The organism is Pseudomonas sp. LAIL14HWK12:I7, assembly GCF_000483465.1.
GTDB lineage: Bacteria > Pseudomonadota > Gammaproteobacteria > Pseudomonadales > Pseudomonadaceae > Aquipseudomonas > Aquipseudomonas kermanshahensis.
Genome location: NZ_AXYZ01000001.1, coordinates 545,633 through 571,707 on the forward strand (window position 1 = coordinate 545,633; position 26,075 = coordinate 571,707).

Consider the following 26,075-nt stretch of genomic DNA (forward strand, 5'->3'; position numbering starts at 1 on the left):
AACGCTTTCCCTGTAGGAGCAGCCTTGCGCTGCGAAAGGGCTGCACAGCAGCCCCCCTCGATCTCACGACCACAAAAACAAAATTAGGACGTGACATGCAACAAGCTCAAGGTCTCAAGCGCGGGCTATCGGCCCGGCACATCCGTTTCATGGCGCTCGGCTCCGCTATCGGTACCGGGCTTTTCTACGGTTCCGCCTCTGCCATCCAGATGGCCGGCCCCGCCGTGCTGCTGGCCTACCTGATCGGCGGCGCCGCCGTGTTCATGGTCATGCGCGCCCTCGGCGAGATGGCCGTGCACAACCCTGTCGCCGGCTCCTTTGGCCACTACGCCACGACCTACCTCGGCCCTATGGCCGGCTTCATCCTCGGCTGGACCTACGCCTTCGAAATGGTCATCGTCGCCATCGCCGACGTGACCGCCTTCGGTATCTACATGGGCTTCTGGTTCCCTGAAGTGGCCCGCTGGATCTGGGTGCTGGGCATCGTCTTCCTGATTGGCGGCCTGAACCTGTGCAACGTCAAAGTGTTCGGCGAAATGGAATTCTGGCTGTCGCTGCTCAAGGTCGGCGCCATCGTCGCGATGATCCTCGCCGGCCTCGGCATCATGGCCTTCGGCTTCAGCCAGGTGGGCACCGGGCATGCCGTCGGCTTGAGCAACCTGGTCGAGCATGGCGGCTTCATGCCTAACGGTGTCGGCGGCCTGATCGCCTCCTTCGCGGTGGTCATGTTTGCCTTTGGCGGTATCGAAATCATCGGCGTGACCGCCGGTGAGGCCAAGGACCCACAACGGGTCATCCCCAAGGCCATCAATGCCGTGCCACTGCGCATCCTGCTGTTCTACGTGCTGACCCTGTTCGTGCTGATGTGCCTGTACCCGTGGCCGCAGATCGGCAGCGAAGGCAGCCCGTTCGTGCAGATCTTCAGCAACCTGGGGATCGGTTCGGCAGCGGCAGTGCTCAACGTGGTGGTGATTTCCGCTGCGATTTCGGCCATCAACAGCGACATCTTCGGCGCCGGCCGCATGATGTATGGCCTGGCCCAGCAAGGCCATGCTCCGCGTGGTTTCAGCAAGCTGTCCAAGCACGGCGTGCCGTGGATGACCGTGGTGGTCATGGGCGCGGCGCTGCTGGTTGGGGTGTTGCTCAACTACCTGATCCCCGAGAACGTGTTCCTGCTGATCGCTTCGATCGCCACCTTCGCCACTGTGTGGGTGTGGCTGATGATCCTGGTCACCCAGGTCGCCATGCGCCGCAGCATGAGCCGCGAAGAAGCCGCGCAGCTCGCGTTCCCGGTACCGTTCTGGCCCTATGGCCCCGCCATGGCCATCGCGTTCATGGTGTTCATCTTTGGCGTGCTCGGCTACTTCCCGGATACCCAGGCCGCGTTGTTGGTCGGTGTCGTCTGGGTGGTGTTCCTGGTGGCGTCCTACCTGCTGTGGTGCAAGCCGCGGGCAGGGCAGGGCAAGGCGGCCCAGGCGCCGGCCGAGCTGCACCGCTAGTACAGGAGATTTGCAAATGAGAACCCTCTGGCAGCACTGCCATGCGGCAACCATGGTGGACGGGCGTTACGCGATCATCGAGGACGCGGCGATCGTCACCTGCGCCGGGCTGATCGAATGGATCGGCCCCCGCAGCGAGCTGCGGCCGGTCGAGGCTGAGCGTACGGTGGACCTGGGCTATGCCTGGGTCACCCCTGGCCTGATCGACTGCCACACCCACGCCGTGTTCGGTGGCAACCGCAGCGGCGAGTTCGAGCAGCGCCTGCAAGGCGTGAGCTATGCCGAAATCGCGGCGCAAGGCGGCGGCATCGCCAGCACCGTGCGGGCCACCCGCGCGGCCAGCGAGGATGAGCTGTTCGCCAGTGCTCGCCAGCGGGTTCAGGCATTGATGCGCGATGGCGTGACCACGCTTGAGGTCAAGTCCGGCTACGGCCTGGACCTGGCCAACGAGCGCAAGATGCTGCGCGTGGCCCGGCGCCTGGCCGACGAATTGCCGCTGGCGGTGCGCGCCACCTGCCTGGCGGCCCACGCCCTGCCGCCGGAGTACGCTGGCCGGGCCGACGACTATATCACCCATATCTGCGACGAGATGCTGCCGGCCTTGGCCGCAGAGGGCCTGGTGGATGCCGTGGATGCCTTCTGCGAACACCTGGCGTTCTCCCCGGCCCAGGTCGAGCGGGTATTCATCAAGGCGCATGAGCTGGGCCTGCCGGTCAAACTGCATGCCGAACAGTTGTCGTCGCTGCACGGCTCCAGTTTGGCTGCGCGCTACCAGGCGCTGTCGGCCGACCACCTGGAGTTCATGACCGAGGAAGACGCCATTGCCATGGCCGCGGCCGGCACTGTCGCCGTGCTGCTGCCGGGCGCCTTCTACTTCCTGCGCGAAACGCAGCTGCCCCCGATGGAGGCCTTGCGCCGCCACGGGGTGAACATTGCCCTGGCCAGTGACCTCAACCCAGGCACCTCGCCAGGGTTGTCGCTGCGCCTGATGCTGAACATGGGCTGCACGCTGTTCCGCATGACCCCGGAAGAAGCGCTGGCTGGCGTGACCACCCATGCCGCCACGGCGCTCGGCCTGGGCGACAGCCACGGCTCGCTTGAAGTGGGCAAGGTGGCCGACTTCGTCGCCTGGCAAATCGAACGCCCCGCCGACCTGGCCTACTGGCTCGGCGGCGACCTGCCCAAGCGCGTGGTGCGCCGGGGCCATGAAATATCCAATTGAGCGAGGCGCAATGGACAAGGTACTGAGTTTTCACCAGGGCCGCCTGCCCCTGCTGATCAGCATGCCCCACGCCGGGCTGGGCTTGACCCAGGCCGTGCGCGAGGGCTTGGTCGACCAGGCGCAGAGCCTGCCCGACACCGACTGGCACATCCCGCGCCTGTACGCGTTTGCCCGTGAGCTGGGTGCTAGCGTGGTGGCGGCGGAGTATTCACGCTTCGTCATCGACCTGAACCGCCCGGATGACGACAAGCCGCTGTACGCCGGGGCCACCACGGGGCTGTACCCGGCCACGCTGTTCGAGGGTGAGCCACTGTTCAAACACGGCAAGGAACCCTCCGCTGACGAGCGCAAGGTCTACCTGGAACAGATCTGGCGGCCTTATCACGAGACGATCCAGCGCGAGCTGGCGCGCCTGCGCGAGGAATTTGGCTACGCCTTGCTGTGGGATGCCCACTCGATCCGCTCGCTGATCCCGCACCTGTTCGACGGCAAGCTGCCGGACTTCAACCTGGGCACCTTCAACGGCGCCAGTTGCGATGCCGAGCTGGCCGAGCGGCTGCAGGGGGCGTGCGCTGAGGTACAGGGTTACAGTCATGTGCTGAACGGGCGCTTCAAAGGCGGGCATATCACCCGGCATTACGGTAACCCGGCCGAGCACATTCATGCTGTGCAGCTGGAACTGGCGCAGAGCACCTACATGGAAGAAGTGGAGCCCTTCGCGTACCGCGAAGACCTGGCGCAGCCGACTCAAGCGGTGCTGCGCGCGCTGCTTGAGACACTGCTGGCCTGGGGCCAGGAGCGCTACGGAAGGTAAGCGGATGTCGAGCGGCGCAGCGCGCCGCTCAACGGGGCGTCAAGCGTACCTGTAGCTTTCGGCGATGGTCAGTTCGCGTATCAGGTGGGCGACCTTCTGTTCGTATTCGAGCTTCAGGCGTTCGAACAGCGGCGCCAGTGCTTCCAGGGTCGGGCTGGCACCGCCGGGCTCCCGTGTTTCATCTGGCGCATCCAGCACGCGCTGTTGGTAGGCTTGCTCCAATACGGCGAAACGCTCCGCATAGGTTTCCCGCAGGTAGTCGACCCAGGCATCTTGCCGGGCGGCGAATAGCAGGAACGGGTCGCCACTTTCATCGGCAAGTACCTGCGCCCGAGCAGCATCCAACTCTGCGGGGCTGACGTTGGCGCAGGCCTGGTAGAGCATCTTCTTCGGTGCCAGTGGCAGCTCCAAAGCCTCTGCCAGGTTCAGCTTGTAGGCCATGCGCACTTCGGCCTCGTCCCTGGTACCGGCCCGTTTGCGGGCGATGGTTTCAACGGCCTCCAGCCGGTAGAGGCGCAGTACCAGCCGATACAGCGCCTGGCCGCGAGACTGCTCGGGCAGCGCCTTGAGTGCCTGTTCGGTGAAGACCTTGATCTCCATTTGGTTGAACACCAGCCAGGCGCCGTCGTGGCAGGTCTGGTATAGCCCTTGACCATTGCGCTCGACGCCCGCGTGGGCCATGCCGTTGAACAGTGCACGTTCCTCGGCGCTGTTTTCGGCGACCTCCAGAATGCGCCAGACGCGCGCGACGAAATCAGCGCGGGTGCCTAGCGTACGGTATGAGGCCGTGTGCGCCAGGCGGCCTACTAGCTCGAGTAATGCCGGCGCTTCGCCGCCCTGTTGCAGCGTTTCCCACACCGTGCGGTGTACTTCGTTTTCCTCCACGCTTGCCATAAGCCAGTCGTCGACGTCGGGGGCATCCATTTCAGGTTCCAGGGCGGGGCTGTGGGCATGGCCATGGTCGCCGGAACCGACGCTGTCATCATCGTCGCTGTCATCGGACTCGCTGTCCGAGTCGTGACGCTCGCGCCAATGCTCCTGAAGAATTTCGTCGGGCAGGTCCATCAGAAAGCTGTACGACCTGTTACGCGCTTCAGAGCCATGGGCGCGGGACATCGTGAAATCGCTCAGCGGGTTTCCACGCAGGGATATTTCCGTGTGCGCATGGTCATTGCGAGGGTTGTACAGGATGTTGTCCGGCAGGTTGACGATCTGGTTGTCGTCGAGGTCCAGAATGTCCAGGGGCAGAAGGGTCTCCACCCACGCTGGCCACGTGTGCAGGCCGGTGTTGGCCAAGGTGAGCCGAGTCAGGTGATCGCTCAGGGTTTGCAGGTTCTCATTGTCAAAAGAAGCGGCCAGGCGGTTGCCTTCCAGATTGAGCGATTGCAACTGGGGCATGCGCGCGAACATTGCCATGGCGTGGTCATCGATCTGACCGCCCTCTATACGGATTGTCAGGTGGTGTAGGTCCGGTAAGGACGCTAGCAAGTTGGGAAGCGCGCCAGTCGGTGCAACCTGGCCATCGAGGGTGAGTGCCTCCAGTTGGGTGAAGTGCCCCAGGAGCCTGTCGAGCTGCTCGCGGGTGGCGGTCATGCGCAGCAGCTGCAGTTCGCGCACGCGGGCGTACAGGTGCGGCGGCAATTGCGCTGGGAAGTTACTCAGCGAAATGTCGGTTAACTGCAACGGGCCCGTGGTCCCCAGGAAGTCAGTGCGCATGAACGCAAGCCATACCTCGCCGATTTGCCTTCTGGCTGCGGTTGTCTGTTCGCTCAAGGGGTTGGACGAGCTTGAGGCATTGGCCCAGTTGTCGAAGATAGCCCGCACCTGCTGTTGATCTCGCTGGTAGGCCTGCGCACTTTGCTGAATGCTGGGAGGGGTGTCGAATGCCAGTTCGAAGTGCCTCGCCTCGGGTGCCTGATCAGCCAACAGCGTTAGAATGGCCTGGCGCGACAGCAGGTTGCCTTGCAGGGATATGCGCCCACGTGGTTGTGCTGTTAGTGGCGCGAGGGCGATCTCGTCCGGCACGCTGGTCAGCGCGTTATCGCGCATGGAAAGGTGATCGATCATGGCGAGCGATTGGTTGTTGAGCCACGCAGGCCAGCGTGCCAGGCCTGTGCGGTCCAGGCCGAGATAACGTAAACGGACATTACCGATGTTCGGCGTATCCTCGAAGTAGTTGATCGGGCTGCCACTCAGGTCGAGCACCTCCAGGTTTGGAAAACGGTCACTCAACCCTGCGATGTAACCGCCACTCAGGCCCAGGCGCGTGTCGTGCAGCCGCAGCTCGCGCAGTGTCGCAAACGCCTGCCGGGGTTGCAGGTTCAAGGTGCTGTAGGTGAGCCCTTGAGGGCTGCTGACTTCCAGGGATGTGAGGTGCCGGAAGCGCTGCAGGAAGTTGTCTACCGCCTGCAGTTCCGGGCCGATGTTCGCGGCCAGGGTGTGTGAGTTCATAAGGCCCGTGCCTTGGTAATCAACCAGCTGCAAGCGCACGATGCGTTGTTCGAAAAAGGCGGGCAGCTGTGCGGGATAGTCGATCAGCAGGATGCGCTCCAGGCGCAGCGTGGCAGCGCCCCGCCCAATTTCCGGTAGGTGGGTGGCCTGCCAATGCTGCCATAGCGCGTCCTGAATGCGGGTTCGGCTGTCCAGGCGCCTGTGCAGGTCGGGCAGATCAAGGGCCGCGTCGCTCCAGGCGGTCAGGCTCTGGTCCAGGGCATCACGTTCGGCCATCAGCTCATTCAAGCGGTCGCTGATCTGCACGCGTGACAGCCCAGCGTCTTCCAGGGCGGCCAGTACCGCTTCGGCGCTCTGCGTGTCTTGCTCAAGCGCCAGCAGCCGAATCAGATACAGCAGGTCTTCCCTCGAGACCGTGCTGGCGAGCGTGCCGCGGCCGCTCAATGGGTAGCCCACTCGTCCATCGGCAAGGCGCATGGGCGAATTTGCGCCTGGTTTGGCCGGTTGCATGTGGAGCACCTTGCGCAACGCGGGCCGTGGCAGTAACGGTAACTGCTGCACGTGCTGCTTGAGCGCGGGGCCTTCCCAGGTATTGGGGAAGCCCAACGCTGCCCGGTTCGCGTCGGGCAAAGCATGCAAGATGGCCGAGTAGAGCGTGTCGCGCCCATGCAGTTCGTGCCCTTCGCCATCGTAGGTCTGGTAGCCATCGGCGTGTTGAGTCAGCACTTTACGAACAAGCCCGTCTGGCGCGCCTACCTGATCGATCAAGGGGCCGGTGAACCTGCTTTGGCGGACCTCGATGCAGATATCGTCAGCCCAGCCAGGCAAACGCGCCACACTGTGCAAAACAAGCCTGTCGGTGTCCGGGTTGTTCACATTGTCGAGGTAGAGCCCCTCGTAGGCACGTGCCAGGCGTACCTGCTGTTGGTAGGTATGGGTTTCTTGAGCCAGACGCAACGGCACCTTGCCCGCCAGCAACTGCTCCAGCTCCGCTGGGCTGGCATGGCGCGCCAACTCGTCCGCGATACCAACGGGCAGCGCGGGGTAGCGGCGAGTAATGGTCTGGGTGCTGGGGGCCTGATCGACGGGCGGTGTCTGGTAGCGCGTTTGAAAGGCAGTGATACGTGTGTTCGCGTCTGTGCCGGCCAAGTCCTGTGACACCTCATGGTCCAGCCTGAAGCGGCGCAGGGTGTCTTCCAGCAAAGCTGGCGGGCGCTGGTTTTCGGTCAGGACCTGGCGCAGGACGGTTTCATGGGTATCGCTGACGGCGAGGATGCGTCGGGCGGTTTCTTCAGAGAACCCGCTGGCCGAAGGCCCCAGGCGTCGGAACAGCGTGTGGCCCTGCCATTGGCGCGGGCGCTCGAACTCATGCTGCCAGGCACCGGCTTCGTTATGGCGCAGCAAGGGCTCGTAGCTGATGGCTTTGGTCGGGTGCTCGATGCGCTGTTGGGGTGGATTGCCTGGCGAGGTCTTGACTGAATAGACGCGGTCTTCCAGCGCCAGCCAAGTCTTGCCCTGGTAGTGATAGAGGCCGAACGCGTCAGGTTTCAAGCCGGCAGGCAACAGGATGTCATGGGCAAAGGGCGTGATATCAGGCTTGATCAGGCGTGTCTTGCCATTGGCCAAGGTAACGCTTTGCAGCTCTTCGATGAACGATGGGGTTTCGACCGGTATCCGCTCGAGGGCGGGCGTGGTGCCAGCACCGGCGCCGGCGGCGCCGAGTGCGGCGAACAAGGCGACGTTCTCGACCACGTCCATGAGGTAACCAAAGGCCTGCTCGCGCTCGCCCCGGCTCCAGCTTTCGATACCCTCGTAACTTTCATAGGCCAGCTGAAAGGTGGTGACAACCATCATCACCTGGCCCAGCACGGGTACGAAGAAGGCGCCGATGTTCAGTGCCTGCAGCACCCCGCCAGCGAAATACGCGAGGCGCGCTTCCAGTGCCTTTTCGTCCATCACCGCGGTGGGCACGCCATGGTAAAGCGCATCCGTTTGCAGTTTTCGAACCTTGCGCAGGGTGAACTCGGTCAGGAATGACTGGCTGTAGTCGTGCATGCGCACGTGCAGCTTGGCCTGCCGATCCGGGCGGCGAATCTTCAGTTGCCCGCCCTCGGCCCACACCAGCGGATAGAGGCGATCGGTAAGGGTGGCGAACAGGGCGTCGGCTTGCTCATCGGCCACCAGGCCACGGAAGAAGTCCAGGTAGCCTGGGCTGAACATTCGGTGCCGCAAGTCGCTGACGAAGTCGAGCGTGGAGGCGTACTCCTTGAGAGGGCACACTGGGTCTTCGGGAATGTAGACCGTGAAGGGCCCGTGCAGGCCGCCCTGGTCGTCCGACGGGCCGATGGCCACCACGCCGGTCAGGTCGACATCCCGCAGTTGCAGGTTACGGCTCAGCAGCGGGCTGGCGTTTTGCACAACGCGCTTGTTATCCGCAAAGTCCAGCAGCAAACCGTACGTGCGTTCACTGATGTGCTTTTTCATGTACGCCACGCAGGCATGCAGCTTCAGCGTCGAGCTTTCGCACCGTTTGAGCAGGCCGAGCTGATTGAAGGCGGCTGCCCCCGGTGCTTGGTCGGCCGAAGAGGTGGGGTTGAACACGGCTTCGAGGGTTTTCTGGTACTGCCCGCCCAGGTCCAGTTCCCGGCACAGTGCAGCGAATTCATGGGGGGCGATCGCCAGCGTGGGGTCCTCATTGGCGGGGTCGTAGATGGCTGGTTTCATGCGCCTCAGGTCCATCCCCCCAGCCTGAGTGTCGCCAGCCACGAAGTTTTGCAGCGCGGCGGTCAGCAAGGGCTGGGTGGCTCGGCGCACGGCGGCGGCGGCCTCCACTGCGGGGTCTTTCGACAGGTTCGCGAAAGACCAGGGCGTGTCCGCAAGCTGGGGGTGGAACAGGACGGCCCGACGAACGTCCACCTCCAGCCCAAAACGCTGTGTGATGGCTGCTTTGAGCAGGGGTTCGGCGAAGGTTTCAAGTGTGGTCAATTGCCCCAAGGCGTGTTGCTTCTGGGATTCGAGCCAGCGGAAGTGGGCATGCTCGGCGTGAAAGGTCGCGACGGTCTCCGGCATTTGCAGGCATGCCTGTTCATACCAGTCCAACGGCTGCTGGGTAGCACTGCGCAAGGCCGCGTACTGGTGCGCCGGCAGTGCCTTGAACCAATCGGGGACGAGCCCTGTGATCAGTGAGTAGGCGGGGTTAATGGCGTCGTCGCCGACGATTCCGGCAGGGGCAGTGATGGCAGGCATGAGAGACTCCGATTGATTGGTCAGTGTCGGAGTCTGTCTGGGGGGGCTTATCGCCAAGTGGTAGTTAGTTACCTGCGGCGGTTACCGGGTGGGGCTACTCAGTCGAGGAACGTGGCCTGCGGTCTGGGTTGGCGAACGAGGTGAGTTCGCGAATCAGGCGTGCCTCGCGGGCTTGTTTGATCCGTTCCAACGCCTCGAATGCTTCTGTAAGCGTGTCGAGGGGCCTGTCGGGGTACTGATCCGGAAGGTCCGCAACCTGAGCCTGGTAGCTTTGCTCGATCTCCGCAAAACGACCGGCGTAGGCCTGGCGCAAATGTTGGACCCACCGAGCGTTGGCGGCCGCAAAATTCAGGAAATCCTCGCCAAGCTCGCCGCGCTGGACCTGCAGCTCGGCATGCGCCAACTCATCGATGCTGGCACTGATCGCGTAACGCAGGGTGTCTTCGGGTTGGCCCAGGTCAAGCGGGGTGTTCAGCTCGCGTCGGTAGGTGAGGCGCACCTCTGCTTCATCCCGGCGGGCAGTCTCGCTTTTGGCGATCTCATCCAGTGCCTGCAGGCGATACAAACGGCGCAGTTCCCGGTAGAGGTTGCCTTCGGTATCTGCCGCATCGAACTGCAAACGCTGGTTGGCGATATACAGCTCGATATTCTGGAACACCAGCAAGGCGCCGTCGTGGCAGGTCTGGTCGCCGTTTTCCTGCAGCAGTGCCTCACTGGCCTGATGGTTGAACAGCGCAAGGTCGTCCGGGTTGACCACCGCACTCACCAGCACCTTGCGCACCCGTGCGCAGAACGCCACACGGCTTTTGCCATTCTGGTAAGGGGCGGCATTGCGCAGGCGGCCTACCAGCGCCAGAAGGTTCCCGGCATTGCCCGATGCCTGGAGGGCGTTCCAGCAATCCTTCAGGGCCTCGTTTTCGACGTCCGAGGCGAGCAGCCAGTCATGCAGGTTGGGCGCATCGGCAGCGGGGTCCAGGAAGGGTAAGTGGAAGTGGCCGGCCATCGCGCCTTCTGTCGAGGATTCGCTCATGCTGTCCGAGAGGTCGATGCCAAAGGTAAAGCTGTGCTGGCTATCCGAGGACGCGCGAGCGCGCATGACGGCTTCGTCGCTGAGCGGGTTGCTGAACAGCAAGATCGAGCTGATGGGGAAGTTGTTGTCGAGGTTGGCCAGGATGTGCGCAGGCAATTCGGTGAGGCGGTTTTCACTGAGGTCTAGCAGCTCTAGCGGCAGTAGGCTGTCCACCCAGCTCGGCCACTGTTCCAGGGCCATGGCGTTCAGGTCGAGGCGGCGCAGCGTTTGCAGCGCTTCAGGCGCCTGTGTGATCAGCCCCATGCGGTTGCCAGTGAGGTCCAACGAATTGAGCGTGGGCAGGCGACCCAGCGTATTGATCACCTGCTGGTCGATCACCAGGCCAGCGTTGCGCAAGGCAATGTCAGTCAGCCCGGGCAGGCGCAGCAGGGCCGAAGGCAGTGTCTGCTCTGCCTGCTGATAAGCATCGACAGACAGGCGCGTCACCTGCGGGAACTGGCGGAACAGCCCGTCGAGCTGGGCGGTAGAGCCGCTTACCCGCTCAAGTGCAAGGTTATGCACCTGATCGGTGAAAAATGCCGGCAACAGCCTGGGGAAATGCTCGAGCGCAATGTCGTTCAGGCGCAGGGCTGCACGCGTCAGCCCGATCTCCTGGTAATGCCAGAATTCGTTCAATGCTGTTGCCACACGGGTCCTGGTGGCCATCACGGCCTGGCTGACCGGCGTGCTGGAGCTGGAGGCGTTCACGTAGTCGTCGATGACATTGCGTAACTGCTGGCGACGTTGCAGTTGCAGGGCGAGGCGGGCGCTGAAGGCTTCGCTGCGGTCCACCTCGAAGCGGGAGGCGCGGCCATCTTCGCTCATCATCACGCGCAGCAGGTCGTCCTCGAACAGGTGATTGCCCTGCAGTGAGAGCACGGCGTGATCGGCGAGGTGGATTCGGTTGTCCAGCAGGAAGCGTGGCAGCATCGTGATCTGATTATTGCGCAGCCCAATGCGACGTATTTGGGTCACGGCATTGAACCCCACCCCCTCTGGCCAGTGGTCCAACGCCAGGTTGTCCAGGCCCAGGTAGTCGAGTGACAGTTCGTTGAAACGCGGCGGGTATTGCTCGGACAAGCGGTTGCCGCTCAGGTCCAGCCGGCGCAAGTGAGTGAGCCCGGCCAGGCTGTCGATGTCGGTCGACGACAGCGAGAGGTTTTGATGGGTCAGGCTCAGCGACTCCAGCGCGGGCAAGTGCTGGGCAATCACCGGCAGGCTGAACTGAAACGGCGAAGGCAAGGCCTCAGGCCGGTAGGCGCGGCTGATCTCCAGCGACCGCAGGTTTGCGAACTGTCGCAGCAGGCCATTGAGGTGGGGGGCGTGGTGGCTCCAGCCGGCAAAGTGTTCGGGGGCTGTTTCGACCAGTTGTAGGTCAGTGACGTTGGCCGTGAAGAATTCCGGCAGGTTGAGCGGGAAATCGTCCAGCGACAGGCGTTCCAGGCGAAGGGGCGGCGCGATGTCGTTGGGTGTGAGGAAGGCGCGTTCGTACCAATGCTGAGCGACTGCATTCAACACCCGCTCTAAATCATCCGGGGCCTGACGAGGCGTCAGCGCCGCTATCCGCCGCCAGTCGTCCAGCCGGCTGTGCAGTTCATCACGTTGTTCCAGCAAGGTGCTGAGCCTTTCTTCGATGTCAGCGCGGGTGAGGGCCCTGTGCTCCAGCGCGGTGAGAATCTGCTCGGCAGGCCGGGGGTTGGGGGCGTGTTGGCCTATCTGCCGAATCGAGCTGAGCAAGGTGTGCCGTGAAATGCTTGCGGCGCGGTGGCGCATGCCGCCAAGGGGATAGCCAAGGCGGCCATCGGCCAAGCGCAGTGGCGAGCGAAAGCCTGGGCGCACGGGTTGCATGCCGAGCACCTTGCGCAGGGCCGAACGCGGCATCGGCGGCGCCTGTTGAACCAACTGCCTGAGGCCTTGCTCATCGACGATACCCAGCGCTTCGCGTTGAGTGGCAGTCAGTACCTCGAACAGCGCGCCATACAGGGAATTGTGCGCGACAACCTGTGCATCCGGTTGGTCATTGCCCAGCACGATATAGCCTGCTCTGGCACTGACGATCGTGGTGCGGCCTGGCCCGTCCGGCGGCCCGAGACGCGTGAGCTGGATAGGTGAGTGCTGGCGCTGTTCAAGCACGAGGGTGGTATCGGCTGGCCAGGCGGGCAGTTGCCCGAGCGTCTGCACGACCAGTTGATCGGTGTCCCAGTTGCGTAGGCTCTGCAGATACACCCCTTCATACGCACGCGTTAGCCGGACGTTCGCCTGATAAAGGTGGATCTCTTGTCCAATGCGCAGGGGGACTCGCCCAGCTACTAACTGTTGCAGCTCAAGCGGGTTGGCGTTGCGCAACAACTCCTGGGTGATGGCGTCGGGAAGCTGTGGATAAACGTGCTGGATCACACTGGCGCCAGGGGCCTGGGTGGCAGGTAGCTGGCGATAGCGGGCCTCGAACTCGGCACCTGGCAGGCCAGGCTCAGCGTCTGCAGGCAATTGCCCGATCTGCTGGTCCAGGTTGAAGCGGGTCAAGGTATCTTCCAGCAGCGCGGGCAGGCGCTGGCTGTCAGCGACCGACCGGCGCAACACCGCTTCGTCAATGCCGCAGGCCTGCAGGATGCGTGTTGCTGTGGCTTCATCGAACGCCCCAGAAAGGTGCCCGGCCCGCCGGAACAGCGCCATGCCTTGCCACGCCAGGGGCCTGTCCAGCTCATGCAACCAGGCGCCGGCGCCGTTGTGCTGCAAGGCAGGTGTGTAGGCCTGGGGCCTGCGCGGGTGTTCGATCCGGTAGGCATTGCCCGGCTGGGTTTGCTTCACGGCATACAGCTGGCCCTCCAGCATCAGCCAACGCTTGCCGGCATGGCTGTACAGCCCGGTTTCATCCGGCTCAAGGCCCGCTGGCAAGGGCGTATCGTGGGCGAAGGGCGCAAGGTCGGGTTTCCACAACCGGGTGTCGCCATCCGGCAAATCGACTTCTTCGAGTTCCTCGATGTAAGAAGGGGTATCCACTTCGGGGATTTCAAGCACGGGGGCCTCTGGATTACCTGCCAGCACAGCACCGATCCCTTCCTTCACGACATAGCCCGCCGCCGCCCAGGCAGCCAGGGTTGCGGTGTTTTCCATCACATCGATCAGGTAGCGGTGGGCTTGCTCCCTGTCGTCGTTGCTCCAGCTTTCGATGCCCTCATAGACTTCGTAACCCAGCTGCGCGATGCACACCGCGAGCATCGCTTCGCCAAGGCCGGGGACGAAAAAGCCCGCGATGTTCAGCGTGGTCAGTACTTTCCCGGCGATGGCCTCTCGGTGACGCTTGGCAGACAGTAGGTCGACAGCCCAGGTGGGGACGGCATGGAAGAGGGCGTCCTTTTCATGACGGGCCACCTTTTGTGTCACCAAGGTGCCTAGAAACGAGTACCTGGCCTTGTGCGGTATCGGTTCGAGCGTTGCCTGCGGGTCTGTGACCCGCTCATGCAGGCCGCGGGTGCTCCAGCCCATGGGGGTCAACCGGTCTTGCAGCTTTTGTTGGATCGACGGTTTGTCACGGGCCGCCAGGCAGTTGTCCAGGTAATGACTGTCGAGTAGGAGCGCGTCGCGCAAAGCGGCTTCCAGTGTGTCTAAAGACGCGTATTCCTTCAGCGGGGCGTGCGGGTCGTCGGGGTTGTACAGTGCGACCCTGGCGTTTTGCGAGCCACTGTCGGGCTGCAACTGCAGCACTGCCATGCCGACGATTTCGACCTCCCACAATGTCAGCAGGCTGAACGTGAGTGAGCTGCCTGTGTGCGGCAGAGGCGCGTCCAGCGGGGCGGCCAGCGCCGCGTCATAAAAGCCCTGGCTGATATGCCCCTGCAACCAGGCACTGTGCAGGCTTTGCCTGAACGCGGATTGCTCGGCACGGGCGAGTGTTTCGTACACCTGCAGGGCCGCCTCATGGGGCCCTTGGTCGCCGGTTGGGGCCGGGTAGTAAATGTCATAGACCTGCTGGTGATAGCGCCCACCGATGTCCAAGGTACGGCACAGCTCGGCGAACGCGTGTGCGGGAATCGCCACGGTATTGGTCAAGGGCACGGTGCCCATGAAGCGCCGGTGGTCCAGCACCACCGACTTTTTCAGCAAGGCCTGCGGCGCATCCATGCCATCCGCTGCGCACGCGTCAGCATCAAAATTGTGCAATGCCCATTGCAGGAGCGACCGGGTAGCCCGGTCGACGGCTTGTCGGGCATCGATTGCCTGTTCGGTCTGGATCAGCCTGGCATCGATCAGGTAGGTGTTGGACACCTCAACATCCAGGTCGAAGCGTGCCTTGATGGCTTGTGTGAGTTGCTCGCTGGCGAAGGTGTGCAGGTCTGGCAGCGAGGCGAACAGCGCCTTGACCTGCGCCGCGTGGCTGCGGTGCTGGGCATGTTCTTGAGCCAGCGCGCGTGCGATGTCTGGTTGATCCTGCAGCGCTGCTGCAAACCACGGCGGTACCTTGCCCTGCGCGTCGCGTAGCGACTGGTACACCTCGCTGGAGGCAGCCTTCAGCCATGGCGGGGTGGCGTGGCCTATCCGTGCGGCGTGCAAAGGCGTGTTGCGCGAGGGGGTAGGGGAAGACGGGTTCATACAAGAGCCTCCAAGCTTGGGTGGGCTCGCAAGTATGTTCAGCAGGCCGGGGCCACTGAGGTAGTTATGTGTTTTTGCCGGGCTGACGGGCGCCGCCATCCGCCTCGCAAGCGTGATAGGGCCAAGGATGGCAACAGGACATGCTCAAAGCGCAATTCAGGTTTATGATGCCCAACGGCAGACTTAATCCTCACACGGAGTGCGCAATGCAGACCCTCTACCCGCAGATCAAACCCTACGCCCGGCACGATCTGGCCGTGGAAGCGCCGCATGTGCTGTATGTCGACGAAAGTGGCTCGCCGGAAGGTTTGCCCGTGGTATTCATCCACGGTGGCCCGGGCGCCGGTTGTGACGCGCAGAGCCGTTGCTACTTCGACCCCAACCTGTACCGCATCATCACCTTCGACCAGCGCGGCTGTGGCCGCTCCACGCCCCACGCGAGCCTGGAGAACAACACCACCTGGCACCTGGTCGAAGACCTGGAACGCATTCGCAAGCACCTGGGCATCGACAAGTGGGTGCTGTTTGGCGGCTCGTGGGGCTCGACCCTGGCCCTGGCCTACGCCCAGACCCACCCCGAGCGTGTGCACGGCCTGATTCTGCGCGGCATCTTCCTGTGCCGCCCCCAGGAAATCCAATGGTTCTACCAGGAAGGCGCCAGCCGCCTGTTCCCCGACTACTGGCAGGACTACATTGCGCCGATCCCGCCAGAAGAGCGCGGCGACCTGGTCAAGGCCTTCCACAAGCGCCTGACCGGCAACGACCAGATCGCCCAGATGCACGCCGCCAAGGCCTGGTCCACCTGGGAAGGCCGTACGGCCACGCTGCGCCCCAACCCGCTGGTGGTCGACCGCTTCTCCGAGCCGCAGCGGGCGCTGTCGATTGCCCGCATCGAATGCCACTATTTCATGAACAATGCCTTCCTCAAGCCGGACCAGCTGATCCGCGACATGCCCAAGATCGCCCACCTGCCGGCGGTGATCGTGCACGGCCGCTACGACGTGATCTGCCCGCTGGACAACGCTTGGGCGCTGCACCAGGCCTGGCCCAACAGTGAGCTGAAAGTCATTCGCGATGCCGGCCATGCGGCCTCCGAGCCCGGCATCACCGATGCCCTGGTGCGCGCCGCCGACCAGATGGCCCGGCGTTTGCTCGACCTGCCCCTGGAAGAAGCATGAAGGGGCTGTTGCAACGCGTGCGTGGCGCGCGGGTAGAGGTGGCCGGCGAGATCGTCGGCGCCGTCGATCAGGGCCTGCTGGTGCTGGTGGCCGTCGAACCTGAAGATACCCGGGAACATGCCGATAAGCTGTTGCACAAGCTGCTTAACTATCGCGTGTTCAGCGACGAGCAGGGCAAGATGAACCTGTCGCTCAAGGATGTCGGGGGCGGTTTGCTGCTGGTGTCGCAGTTCACCTTGGCGGCGGACACGCGCAGCGGCATGCGGCCGGGCTTCTCGACGGCGGCACCGCCTGCCCTCGGTGCCGAGTTGTTCGACTATCTTTTAGCGCAAGCGAAGGGCCAGCACGCCAAGGTGGCCAGTGGGCGCTTCGGTGCGGACATGCAGGTGCACCTGGTCAATGATGGCCCCGTAACATTTATGTTACAAATATGAGGTCAAAAACCCCTTGTTTGTAGGAGAACAAGGGGTTTTGTACGATAAATAGTTAGTCCAGCCTGATGCGTTGTCACGCGACCTGCTGGATAATCGCGCGCTGCATGGACCTGCGTTCGCAGGTTCGTTTCACTCTGACTCGAGCATTGTCTGGATCCGTTTGGGGAATCATTACGCCCTCACGGGGTCCGAACAGTGCTCGCCAACCCGGCATTAGTCGCTGGCCGTTGGTTTCATGATCTGTTTTCGGCGAGGGTTGCTCGTGATTGTTAGTCCCCATAAAGCATCAAGAATCCCCGGCATTCGGCTACGTAAGGCCCTGATGGCCAGTGTGGCACTGGTCGGCCTGATGAACGCGGGCCAGCTGTGGGCATTCAATCTTGACGATGTTGCAGCCAAGGCAAAGGATCTGGCCGGCCAGAAGTACGAAGCACCGAAGAGCAATCTGCCTGCGGTGTTCCGCGACATGAAGTTCGCCGACTACCAGAAGATTCACTTCCTGCAGGAAAAGGCCGAGTGGGCCAAGGACAAGACCCCCTTCAAGCTGTCGTTCTACCACCAGGGCATGCACTTCGACACCCCGGTGAAAATCAACGAAGTCACCGCCACCAAGGTCGAAGAAATCAAGTACGACCCGAGCCGCTTCGAGTTCGGTGACGTGCCGCACGACCCGGAAACCACCAAGAACCTGGGCTATGCCGGTTTCCGCGTGCTTTACCCGATCAACAAGGCCGACAAGCAGGACGAGATCATGACCCTGCTTGGCGCCAGCTATTTCCGCGTGGTCGGCAAGGGCCATGTGTACGGCCTGTCGGCCCGTGGCCTGGCCATCGACACCGCGCTGCCGTCGGGCGAGGAGTTCCCGCGGTTCACCGAGTTCTGGGTCGAGAAGCCGAAGGCTACCGACAAGCACCTGGTGATCTACGCCCTGCTGGACTCGCCGCGCTCCACCGGTGCCTACAAACTGACCCTGCGTCCGGGCAGCGACACCGTGGTCGACGTCAAGTCGCGGGTCTACCTGCGTGACCACGTCAGCCGCCTGGGCATCGCGCCACTCACCAGCATGTACCTGTTCGGCCCTAACCAGCCTTCCCGGGTCATGAACTACCGCCCGGCCTTGCACGACTCCGAAGGCCTGTCGATCCATGCCGGCAACGGCGAGTGGCTGTGGCGCCCGCTGAACAACCCGAAACACCTGGCCGTGAGCAACTTCAGCGTCGAAAACCCGCGTGGTTTCGGCCTGATGCAGCGTCATCGCGACTTCAAGGACTATGAAGACCTCGATGACAACTACCAGAAGCGCCCAAGCGCCTGGATCGAGCCAAAAGGTGACTGGGGCAAGGGCACCGTCGACCTGGTCGAAATCCCGACTGCCGACGAGACCAACGACAACATCGTGGCCTTCTGGAGCCCAGAGACCTTGCCGGAGCCAGGCAAGCCGTTCGAGTACGACTACCGCCTGCACTGGACCATCCAGGAAGCGCAGTTCCAGGCCCAGGACCTGGCCTCGGTTACCCAGACCCTGCGTTCCACGGGCGACGTCAAACAGTCCAACCTGATCCGTCAGCCTGACGGCAGCGTGGCGTTCATCGTCGACTTCGCCGGTGCCAACCTGGCAGCCCTGCCGGAAGACGCCGCGGTACGTAGCCAGGTCAGCGTCGGCGACAACGCCGAGGTGGTCGAGAACAACCTGCGCTATAACCCAGAGAGCAAAGGCTGGCGCCTGACCCTGCGGTTGAAGGTCAAGGAAGCCAACAAATCGACGGAAATGCGCGCTGCGCTGGTGCGCGACGTGCCTGTCGAGCCTGCCAAGCCTGCTGCCAAGGACGCCAAGCAGGACAAGGCCGCTGCCAAGCATGCCAAGGCCGAGAAAGACGCCAAGGCCGAACAACCTGCCGCCGATGCGGCGTCCACCAACGGTACCCCGGCCACCACCGAAAAAGTGCTGACCGAGACCTGGACCTATCAGTTGCCTGCCGATGAGTAACTCAAGCGCAAGGCCGGTATCGCTTGGCGAATACCTGGCCCACCTCCCACTGAGCGATGAGCAGCGTGCGGAACTCGCCAGCTGCACCTCGTTCAGTGAGCTGCACCAACGCCTGGCGGCCAACCCGGCCGCCAACGCCGCCGAGGCCGTGCAGGCTTCGGTGGGCCCGCGGTTGACCGTGGGCAGCGCCGCCGAACTCGAAGACGCCGAAATGCTCGGCGTCGACGGCAGCGGCCGGTTGTGCCTGAAAATCGCACCGCCGATCAAGCGCACCCGTGTCGTGCCCGAGCCTTGGCGCACCAACGTGCTGATCCGCATGTGGCGCCGCATGACCGGGCGCACCAACGCGCCGCAGCCAGAGCAGCGCGAGCTGCCCAAGGCCCGCTGGCGCACGGTCGGCTCGATCCGCCGTTATATCCTGCTGACCCTGATGATCGGCCAGACCATCGTTGCCGGTTGGTACATGAAGGGCATCCTGCCGTACCAGGGCTGGTCGTTCGTCGACCTCGACGAGGTGGTCAACCAGCCGCTGTGGGATACCGTCGTGCAGGTCTGGCCGTATGCCTTGCAGACGTCCATCCTGATTCTGTTCGGCATCCTGTTCTGCTGGGTGTCGGCGGGCTTCTGGACCGCGTTGATGGGCTTCCTCGAGCTGCTCACCGGTCGCGACAAGTACCGCATTTCCGGCAGCAGTGCCGGCAATGAGCCGATCGCACCCGAGGCACGCACCGCGCTGGTCATGCCGATTTGCAACGAAGATGTGCCGCGCGTGTTCGCCGGCCTGCGGGCAACGTTCGAGTCGGTGGCCGCCAGCGGCAACCTCGACCGTTTCGACTTCTTCGTGCTCAGCGACACCAACGACACCGACATTGCCGTGGCCGAGCAACAGGCCTGGCTGGACGTGTGCCGCGAGACCAAAGGCTTTGGCCGCATCTTCTACCGCCGCCGTCGGCGCCGGGTGAAGCGCAAGAGCGGCAACCTCGACGACTTCTGCCGTCGCTGGGGTGGCGAGTACAAGTACATGGTCGTGCTCGACGCCGACAGCGTCATGAGCGGCGAGTGCCTGAGCAGCCTGGTGCGCCTGATGGAGGCCAACCCGGACGCCGGTATCATCCAGACCGCGCCCAAGGCGTCGGGCATGGATACCCTGTATGCGCGCATGCAGCAGTTCGCCACCCGCGTGTATGGCCCGTTGTTCACCGCCGGCCTGCACTTCTGGCAGCTGGGCGAGTCGCACTACTGGGGCCACAACGCGATTATCCGCATGAAGCCGTTCATCGAGCACTGCGCCTTGGCGCCGTTGCCGGGTAAGGGTGCGTTCGCCGGTGCGATCCTCTCCCACGACTTCGTCGAAGCCGCGCTGATGCGGCGTGCCGGCTGGGGCGTGTGGATTGCCTACGACCTGCCGGGCAGTTACGAAGAGCTGCCGCCGAACCTGCTCGACGAGCTCAAGCGCGACCGCCGCTGGTGCCACGGCAACCTGATGAACTTCCGCCTGTTCCTGGTCAAGGGTATGCACCCGGTGCACCGTGCGGTGTTCCTCACCGGCGTGATGTCGTACCTGTCGGCGCCGTTGTGGTTCTTCTTCCTGGTGCTGTCGACGGCGCTGCTGGCGACCAACACCTTGATGGAGCCGCAGTACTTCATCGAGCCCTACCAGCTTTATCCGCTGTGGCCACAATGGCACCCGGAGAAGGCCGTCGCGCTGTTCTCCACCACCATCGTGCTGCTGTTCCTGCCCAAGCTGCTCAGCATCATCCTGATCTGGGCCAAGGGCGCGGTCGAGTTTGGCGGGCGCATCAAGGTCACCCTGTCGATGCTGATGGAGATGCTGTTCTCCATGCTGCTGGCGCCGGTGCGCATGATCTTCCACACCCGCTTCGTGCTGGCCGCGTTCCTCGGCTGGGCCGCGACCTGGAACTCGCCGCAGCGTGACGACGACTCCACGCCGTGGAGCGAAGCCGTGCGCCGCCATGGCCCACAAACCCTGCTGGGCTTTGCCTGGGCAGCGCTGGTGGCCTGGCTGAACCCGAGCTTCCTGTGGTGGCTGGCGCCGATCGTGGGTTCGCTGGTGCTGTCGATCCCGGTGTCGGTGATTTCCAGCCGTACCCGCCTGGGCCTGGCGGCCAAGGACGAGAAGCTGTTCCTGATCCCTGAGGAATACGCCACGCCGCAAGAGCTGCTGGCAACCGACCAGTACACCCACGAAAACCGCTGGCATGCCCTGCATGACGGCTTCGTGCGGGCAGTGGTCGACCCACGGCAGAACGCCCTGGCCTGCGCCATGGCGACGGCTCGCCATGGCCAGGCAGCGCCGATCGAAGCGCTGCGCGCCGAGCGTGTGGCCAAGGCGCTGGAAGTGGGGCCGCAAGGGCTCGACCTCAGCACCCGCCTGGCCTTGCTCAGCGACCCGGTTGCCTTGTCGCGCCTGCATGAGCAGGTCTGGGCCGGGCAGAACGCGGCGTGGATCGATGTGTGGCGTGCGTCGATCGACAACGACCCGCACTCGCCGTTGTTGCCGTTGCATCCAGAGAATGAAGGCCAACCGGCACTCGTCGGCGCCTGATAGACCCCGGGGGCCGCACTGCGGCCCTTTCGCCGGCAAGCCGGCTCCCACCGGTACGCCACAAGCCTTGAGCTATGTGGGGCCCTGTGGGAGCCGGCTTGCCGGCGATGGGGGTTACCCAATCTTCCCGCTACCTATGGATTTTGGCCAACAAAGTCCCCCCCAGCTCTAGGTCCCCGGGCCGCCATGCGTTAGCATCCCTCTCCGATAGAACGCTTCGGCCGTACGGCCGTGCCAACAATAAGATTTGCTTCTTTTCTTGCTAGGGGACTTGGTGATGATCAAGAAATACCTTTCGCGACTGCTGGTCGGTGTCACCGCCCTGGTCGCGGTCTCGGCAGCCCAGGCTGGCGCCATCGAAGACGCGGTCAAGCGCGGCACCCTGAAAGTGGGCATGGACCCTACCTACATGCCGTTCCAGATGACCAACAAGCGTGGCGAGATCATCGGCTTCGAAGTCGATATCCTCAAGGCCATGGCCAAGTCCATGGGCGTCAAGCTGGAGACGGTCTCCACCGCCTATGACGGCATCATCCCAGCCCTGCTGACCAACAAGTTCGACATGATCGGCAGCGGCATGACCCTGACCCAGGAACGCAACCTGCGCCTGAACTTCAGCGAACCCTTCATCGTGGTCGGCCAGACCCTGCTGATCCGCAAGGAGCTGGCAGGCGAGATCAAGACCTACAAAGACCTGAACAACGAGAAGTACCGCATCACCTCCAAGCTCGGCACCACCGGCGAGATGGTTTCCAAGAAGCTGATCGGCAAAGCCAAGTACCACGGCTATGACAACGAGCAGGAAGCGGTGATGGACGTGGTCAACGGCAAGGCCGATGCCTTCGTCTACGATGCCCCGTACAACGTGGTGGCGGTGGAAAAGGCCGGCGCTGGCAAGCTGCTGTTCCTCGAAGAACCCTTCACCTACGAGCCACTGGCGTTCGGCCTGAAAAAGGGCGATTACGACAGCATCAACTTCATCAACAACTTCCTGCACCAGATCAAGCATGACGGGACCTACGATCGTATCCACGACAAGTGGTTCAAGAACAAGGACTGGCTGAAGGAAATGGAATAAGGCCCAGGCCACAAGCCCAGCCTTTGACCCCAACGCGCAGGCAAACCCTGCGCGTTCGCATTTACGGAAGTACCCCACGTGATCAAACACAAAAAAGCCCAGTGGCCCTGGCACGCGCTGACCGCGCTGGTGTTGGTGGGCCTGGCGGTCAGCCTGTACCTGGCCACCTCGATGATGTCTTACGAGTGGCGCTGGAACCGCGTCCCGCAGTACTTTGCCTACCAGGCCGAAGAAGCCCAGCGCGCGGCCGGCTACGGCACCGTGCAGGACATCGTCGTTTCCGGTGACACTGCCCGCGTAACGCTGAAAGAAGAAGGGGGCGCCGAGCAGGTGCTCGACGTCGACAGCAACAGCCTGCTGCTGAGCCGTGGCGATGATGTTGCTGAGGGCGACCAGATCGGTGTTACCCGCCACTGGGCGGCCGGCCCGTTGGCGTGGGGCCTGTGGACCACGTTGTGGCTGTCGGTGGTGTCCGGTGCCCTGGGCCTGGTGATCGGCCTGTTCGCGGGCCTGTGCCGGCTGTCGAACAACCCGACCCTGCGTGACCTGTCGACCGTTTACGTCGAACTGGTGCGCGGCACACCGCTGCTGGTACAGATTTTCATCTTCTACTTCTTCATCGGCACTGTGCTCAACCTGTCCCGCGAGTTCGCCGGGGTGGCTGCGCTGGCGCTGTTCACCGGCGCCTATGTCGCCGAGATCGTGCGTGCCGGCGTGCAGTCGATTGCCCGCGGCCAGAACGAGGCGGCCCGTTCGCTGGGCTTGAACGCCAGCCAGTCGATGCGCCACGTGATCCTGCCCCAGGCCTTCAAGCGTGTGCTGCCGCCCTTGGCTGGCCAGTTCATCAGCCTGGTCAAGGACACCTCGCTGGTGTCGGTAATTGCCATTACCGAACTGACCAAGAGCGGCCGCGAGGCCATCACCACCTCGTTCTCGACGTTCGAGATCTGGTTCTGCGTGGCAGGCTTGTACCTGCTGATCAACCTGCCGCTGTCGCATTTGGCCAGCCGGCTCGAGCGGAGGCTTGCGCAAAGTGATTGAAGTCCGTGATCTGGTAAAAGTCTTCGACACCCGCGGCCACGTCGTGCGTGCGGTGGACAACGTCACCACGCGCGTGGCCAAGGCCGAAGTGGTGGTGGTGCTTGGCCCCTCGGGGTCGGGCAAGTCGACCTTCCTGCGCTGCCTCAACGGCCTGGAGCATTTCGACGAAGGCGTTGTCGCCATCGATGGCTTGCAACTGGCCGACCCGAAGACCGACATCAACGCCTACCGCCGCGAAGTCGGCATGGTGTTCCAGCATTTCAACCTGTTCCCGCACATGACCGTGCTGGAAAACCTGTGCCTGGCGCAAAAAGTCGTGCGCAAGCGCGGCAAGGCCGAGCGCGAGGCCAAGGCCCGTGCGCTGCTGGAAAAAGTAGGTATTTCGCAGAAAGCCAACGAGTACCCGTCGCGACTCTCTGGCGGCCAGCAGCAGCGGGTGGCGATCGCCCGCGCCCTGGCGATGGAGCCGAAGGTGATGCTGTTCGACGAGCCGACCTCGGCGCTCGACCCGGAAATGGTCGGCGAGGTGCTGGACGTGATGAAGACCCTGGCCCAGGAAGGCATGACCATGGTCTGCGTCACCCACGAAATGGGCTTTGCCCGTGAAGTGGCGGACCGGGTGCTGTTCTTCGATCACGGCAAGTTGCTGGAAGATGCCTCACCGGCGCAGTTCTTCGATGCACCGAAGGACCCGCGCGCGCAGGCGTTTCTGCGTCAGGTACTGTAACGACAGCCCTGTAGGAGCAGCCTTGTGCTGCGAAGAGGCCGGTAAGCGCTGCGAAGATCACGGGTAGTCTACCGGCCTCTTCGCAGCACAAGGCTGCTCCTACAGGGAGGCGCATGAACACAAGCAGTATTAAAGGCTGAACCGCCCCACCATCCCCCGCAACTGCCGCCCCAACTGCTCCAGCTCCCCGCTCGACGCCGCCGTCTGTTCACTGGCCGCGCTAGTCTGGTCCGACACATCGCGCACATTCAGCACACTGCGGTTGATCTGTTCGGCCACCACGCTTTGCTCTTCACTGGCCGTGGCGATCTGCTGGTTCATGCCCTGAATACTCGACACCGTGTCGGTGATCTGCCCCAGCGCATGCCCGGCCTTGCGGCTCAGCTCTACGCTCTGCTCGGTCAGGCTCTTGCTGCTGTCCAGTAAACGGTTCACTTCGTCAGTACCGCTGTGCAGGCTGTCGATCAGCTGCCCAATCTCTTCGGTTGCCGTAGAGGTACGCTGGGCCAAACCCCGCACCTCATCGGCCACCACGGCAAAGCCACGCCCGGCTTCACCAGCCCGTGCCGCTTCGATCGCCGCGTTCAAGGCAAGCAGGTTGGTCTGTTCGGACACCGACTTGATCACATCTAGGATGCTGCCAATGCGTTGGCTCTCGCCCGCCAGGTGCTGCATGGCCGCCAGGCAATGGTCCATCTGCCCGGCCAGTTGCTCAATGCGGCCGATGGCTTCGGCCACCACCTGATCGCCCATCTGCGCCTGCTGGTCGGCGTTGGTCGCGGCCATGGAGGCCTGCTCGGCATTTTGCGCGACTTCCTGCACGGTCGCGCTCATCTGGTTCATGGCGGTGGCCACCTGGTCAGTTTCTTCGCGTTGCTGGCTGATGCGCAGCTTGGTGTCTTCGCTGCTGGCCGCCAGCTGTGAGGCCGCCTGCGACAGGTGGCCGACACCCTGGTCGATGCCGCCGATCAGCTCGCGCAGGCTCACGGTCATGTCGCGCATGCTGGACTGCAACTGGCCCATCTCGTCGCGGCGCAGCACCGGCTCGACCTGGCTCAGGTCGCCCTTGGCGATACGGGCGGCCAAGGTCAGCGTCTGGCGCAGCGGTTGGGTGATCTGCAAGGTGATCAGCCAGGCGGCGAGCACGCCGACCAGCAGCGCCAGTACGGCCACGCTGGTCAGCAACGAGCGGGCGGCCAGGGCTTCGCTGTCGCGTTGTTCGACTTTGCGCTCGCCCAGCTCCACGCTCACGGCGCTGAGTTCATCGCCCATCTTTTCCATGTTGCCTTGCAACTGCTCGACCCGTATGGCGACGCTGCGGTACTGGTCCAGGCTGGCGCGGTAGTTGGCCAGTTCGGTGCCGGGTTGTTCGGTCAATGTGCGCGACAGGCCCAAGGGCGCAAGGTCCTTGAGCAACTGCCCCAGGCTGCTGTCGGCGGCATTCAAGGCAGCATCACCGACCTTGGCGAAGTCTTCGACGGGCGAGAAGGTATACGCCGGCACCAGGCTCTGCTGGTTGGCAACGTCGACGTGACGGCTAAGGGTGTCCATCAGGCCCAATAGGCCGCTTTGCCGGCTATCGTCGGGCATCTTCAGCAAAGCCTGGGTCTGCAGCTCATCGATGACGTCGTTGAGTTTCTGTTCTTGTGCCTGCATCGCGTCGCGCCGCGCTTGGCGTTGGCCGACCAGGCGTTGCAGTTCAGCGAAGTCGTCGCGCACACGCTGCAGCAGCTGCAGTTTCTGGGTGAGCATCTGGCGTGAGTCATCGACGTTGCTGCGCTGCTGCAGGGTGCTCAGCATGCCTTCCAGCTGATCGAGGATGCGCACGATACGCGATTTGCTGGCGTCATCACTGAGCACGCGGTAGGTGATGCGCTCTGCGCGAAGGTCTTTGACCAGGTCGTTGATCAGGCCGATTTCGCTGAGTTGTTCCGAACGGCTGATGGCGCCATCCAGCGCGCGCCAACCGCTGAGGGTGGTGGCCAGGGTAAGCAGCAAGACCACGGCGAAGCCGAGGGCGAGCTTGGCGCCGACACCGATGTTGCCGAGCCTGCGGTTAAGGTAACCGAGCATGGTGAGTCTCCGTCCATTTGAGAGAGGTCGTGCGGGCACAATGCCGGCATGACACTCCTGCCCATCGGCAGCGGAGGTGTAGGACTTGACCTGAAAAGCA

Annotated in this window: 13 protein-coding genes and 1 pseudogene; 10 read left to right on the forward strand and 4 right to left on the reverse strand. The window is 63.3% G+C overall.

Features of this window, described 5'->3' with window-relative positions; genetic code table 11:
- Positions 1-95: 95 nt before the first annotated feature.
- The 3 genes from D886_RS0102515 to hutG are packed head-to-tail and all read left to right on the forward strand — an operon-like array spanning position 96 to position 3,535.
- Positions 96-1,499: an amino acid permease gene (locus D886_RS0102515; RefSeq protein ID WP_027592397.1), complete on the forward strand. Its 1,404-nt coding sequence runs from the start codon at positions 96-98 to the stop codon at positions 1,497-1,499.
- Positions 1,500-1,515: 16 nt separating this feature from the next.
- On the forward strand, positions 1,516-2,721 hold the full coding sequence (gene hutI, locus D886_RS0102520; protein ID WP_027592398.1) for an imidazolonepropionase: 1,206 nt from the start codon (positions 1,516-1,518) through the stop codon (positions 2,719-2,721).
- Between the two features lie 10 nt (positions 2,722-2,731).
- Positions 2,732-3,535 carry an N-formylglutamate deformylase gene (hutG, locus tag D886_RS0102525; RefSeq protein WP_027592399.1) on the forward strand — a complete coding sequence of 268 codons (804 nt, stop codon included), beginning with the start codon at positions 2,732-2,734 and terminating at the stop codon, positions 3,533-3,535.
- Between the two features lie 39 nt (positions 3,536-3,574).
- Here the strand turns inward: hutG and D886_RS0102530 are convergent, their stop codons facing one another.
- Complete coding sequence (locus D886_RS0102530) at positions 3,575-9,232, reverse strand: NEL-type E3 ubiquitin ligase domain-containing protein (protein WP_027592400.1); 5,658 nt, start codon at positions 9,230-9,232, stop codon at positions 3,575-3,577.
- Positions 9,233-9,326: 94 nt separating this feature from the next.
- Positions 9,327-14,891 (reverse strand): dermonecrotic toxin domain-containing protein, encoded by a 5,565-nt coding sequence (locus D886_RS26695; protein WP_050580712.1) that lies wholly within the window; start codon positions 14,889-14,891, stop codon positions 9,327-9,329.
- 206 nt (positions 14,892-15,097) lie between these two features.
- Between D886_RS26695 and pip the strand changes: the two genes are divergently transcribed.
- From pip to D886_RS0102570, 7 genes are all read left to right on the forward strand, one after another.
- The gene (gene pip, locus D886_RS0102540) at positions 15,098-16,069 is read left to right on the forward strand and encodes a prolyl aminopeptidase (RefSeq protein WP_027592401.1); all 972 of its coding nucleotides are present in this window, start codon (positions 15,098-15,100) and stop codon (positions 16,067-16,069) included.
- Positions 16,066-16,503, forward strand: a complete 438-nt coding sequence (gene dtd, locus D886_RS0102545; protein WP_027592402.1) for a D-aminoacyl-tRNA deacylase — start codon at positions 16,066-16,068, stop codon at positions 16,501-16,503. Before pip ends, dtd begins: the two co-directional genes overlap by 4 nt.
- Positions 16,504-16,765: 262 nt before the next feature.
- A complete protein-coding gene (locus D886_RS0102550) occupies positions 16,766-18,490 on the forward strand; it encodes a glucan biosynthesis protein G (protein WP_216642083.1) in 1,725 nt (574 codons plus the stop codon).
- On the forward strand, positions 18,483-21,056 hold the full coding sequence (gene mdoH, locus D886_RS0102555; protein ID WP_027592404.1) for a glucans biosynthesis glucosyltransferase MdoH: 2,574 nt from the start codon (positions 18,483-18,485) through the stop codon (positions 21,054-21,056). Before D886_RS0102550 ends, mdoH begins: the two co-directional genes overlap by 8 nt.
- Positions 21,057-21,336: 280 nt before the next feature.
- Positions 21,337-22,134, forward strand: coding sequence for a transporter substrate-binding domain-containing protein (locus D886_RS0102560; protein WP_027592405.1), 798 nt, complete (start codon positions 21,337-21,339; stop codon positions 22,132-22,134).
- 78 nt (positions 22,135-22,212) lie between these two features.
- A complete protein-coding gene (locus D886_RS0102565) occupies positions 22,213-23,175 on the forward strand; it encodes an amino acid ABC transporter permease (protein WP_027592406.1) in 963 nt (320 codons plus the stop codon).
- Entirely contained in the window at positions 23,168-23,902 is a 735-nt protein-coding gene (locus tag D886_RS0102570) for an amino acid ABC transporter ATP-binding protein (RefSeq protein ID WP_027592407.1), read from the forward strand. Before D886_RS0102565 ends, D886_RS0102570 begins: the two co-directional genes overlap by 8 nt.
- A gap of 129 nt (positions 23,903-24,031) precedes the next feature.
- On the opposite strand, the gene D886_RS28690 is transcribed toward D886_RS0102570, so the two are convergent.
- Together D886_RS28690 and D886_RS28695 are read right to left on the reverse strand one after the other, a co-directional pair.
- Positions 24,032-24,925, reverse strand: coding sequence for a methyl-accepting chemotaxis protein (locus D886_RS28690; protein ID WP_371097099.1), 894 nt, complete (start codon positions 24,923-24,925; stop codon positions 24,032-24,034).
- Between the two features lie 9 nt (positions 24,926-24,934).
- Positions 24,935-25,975 (reverse strand): annotated as a pseudogene (locus D886_RS28695) (methyl-accepting chemotaxis protein); the annotation flags it as partial.
- Between the last annotated feature and the right edge of the window lie 100 nt (positions 25,976-26,075).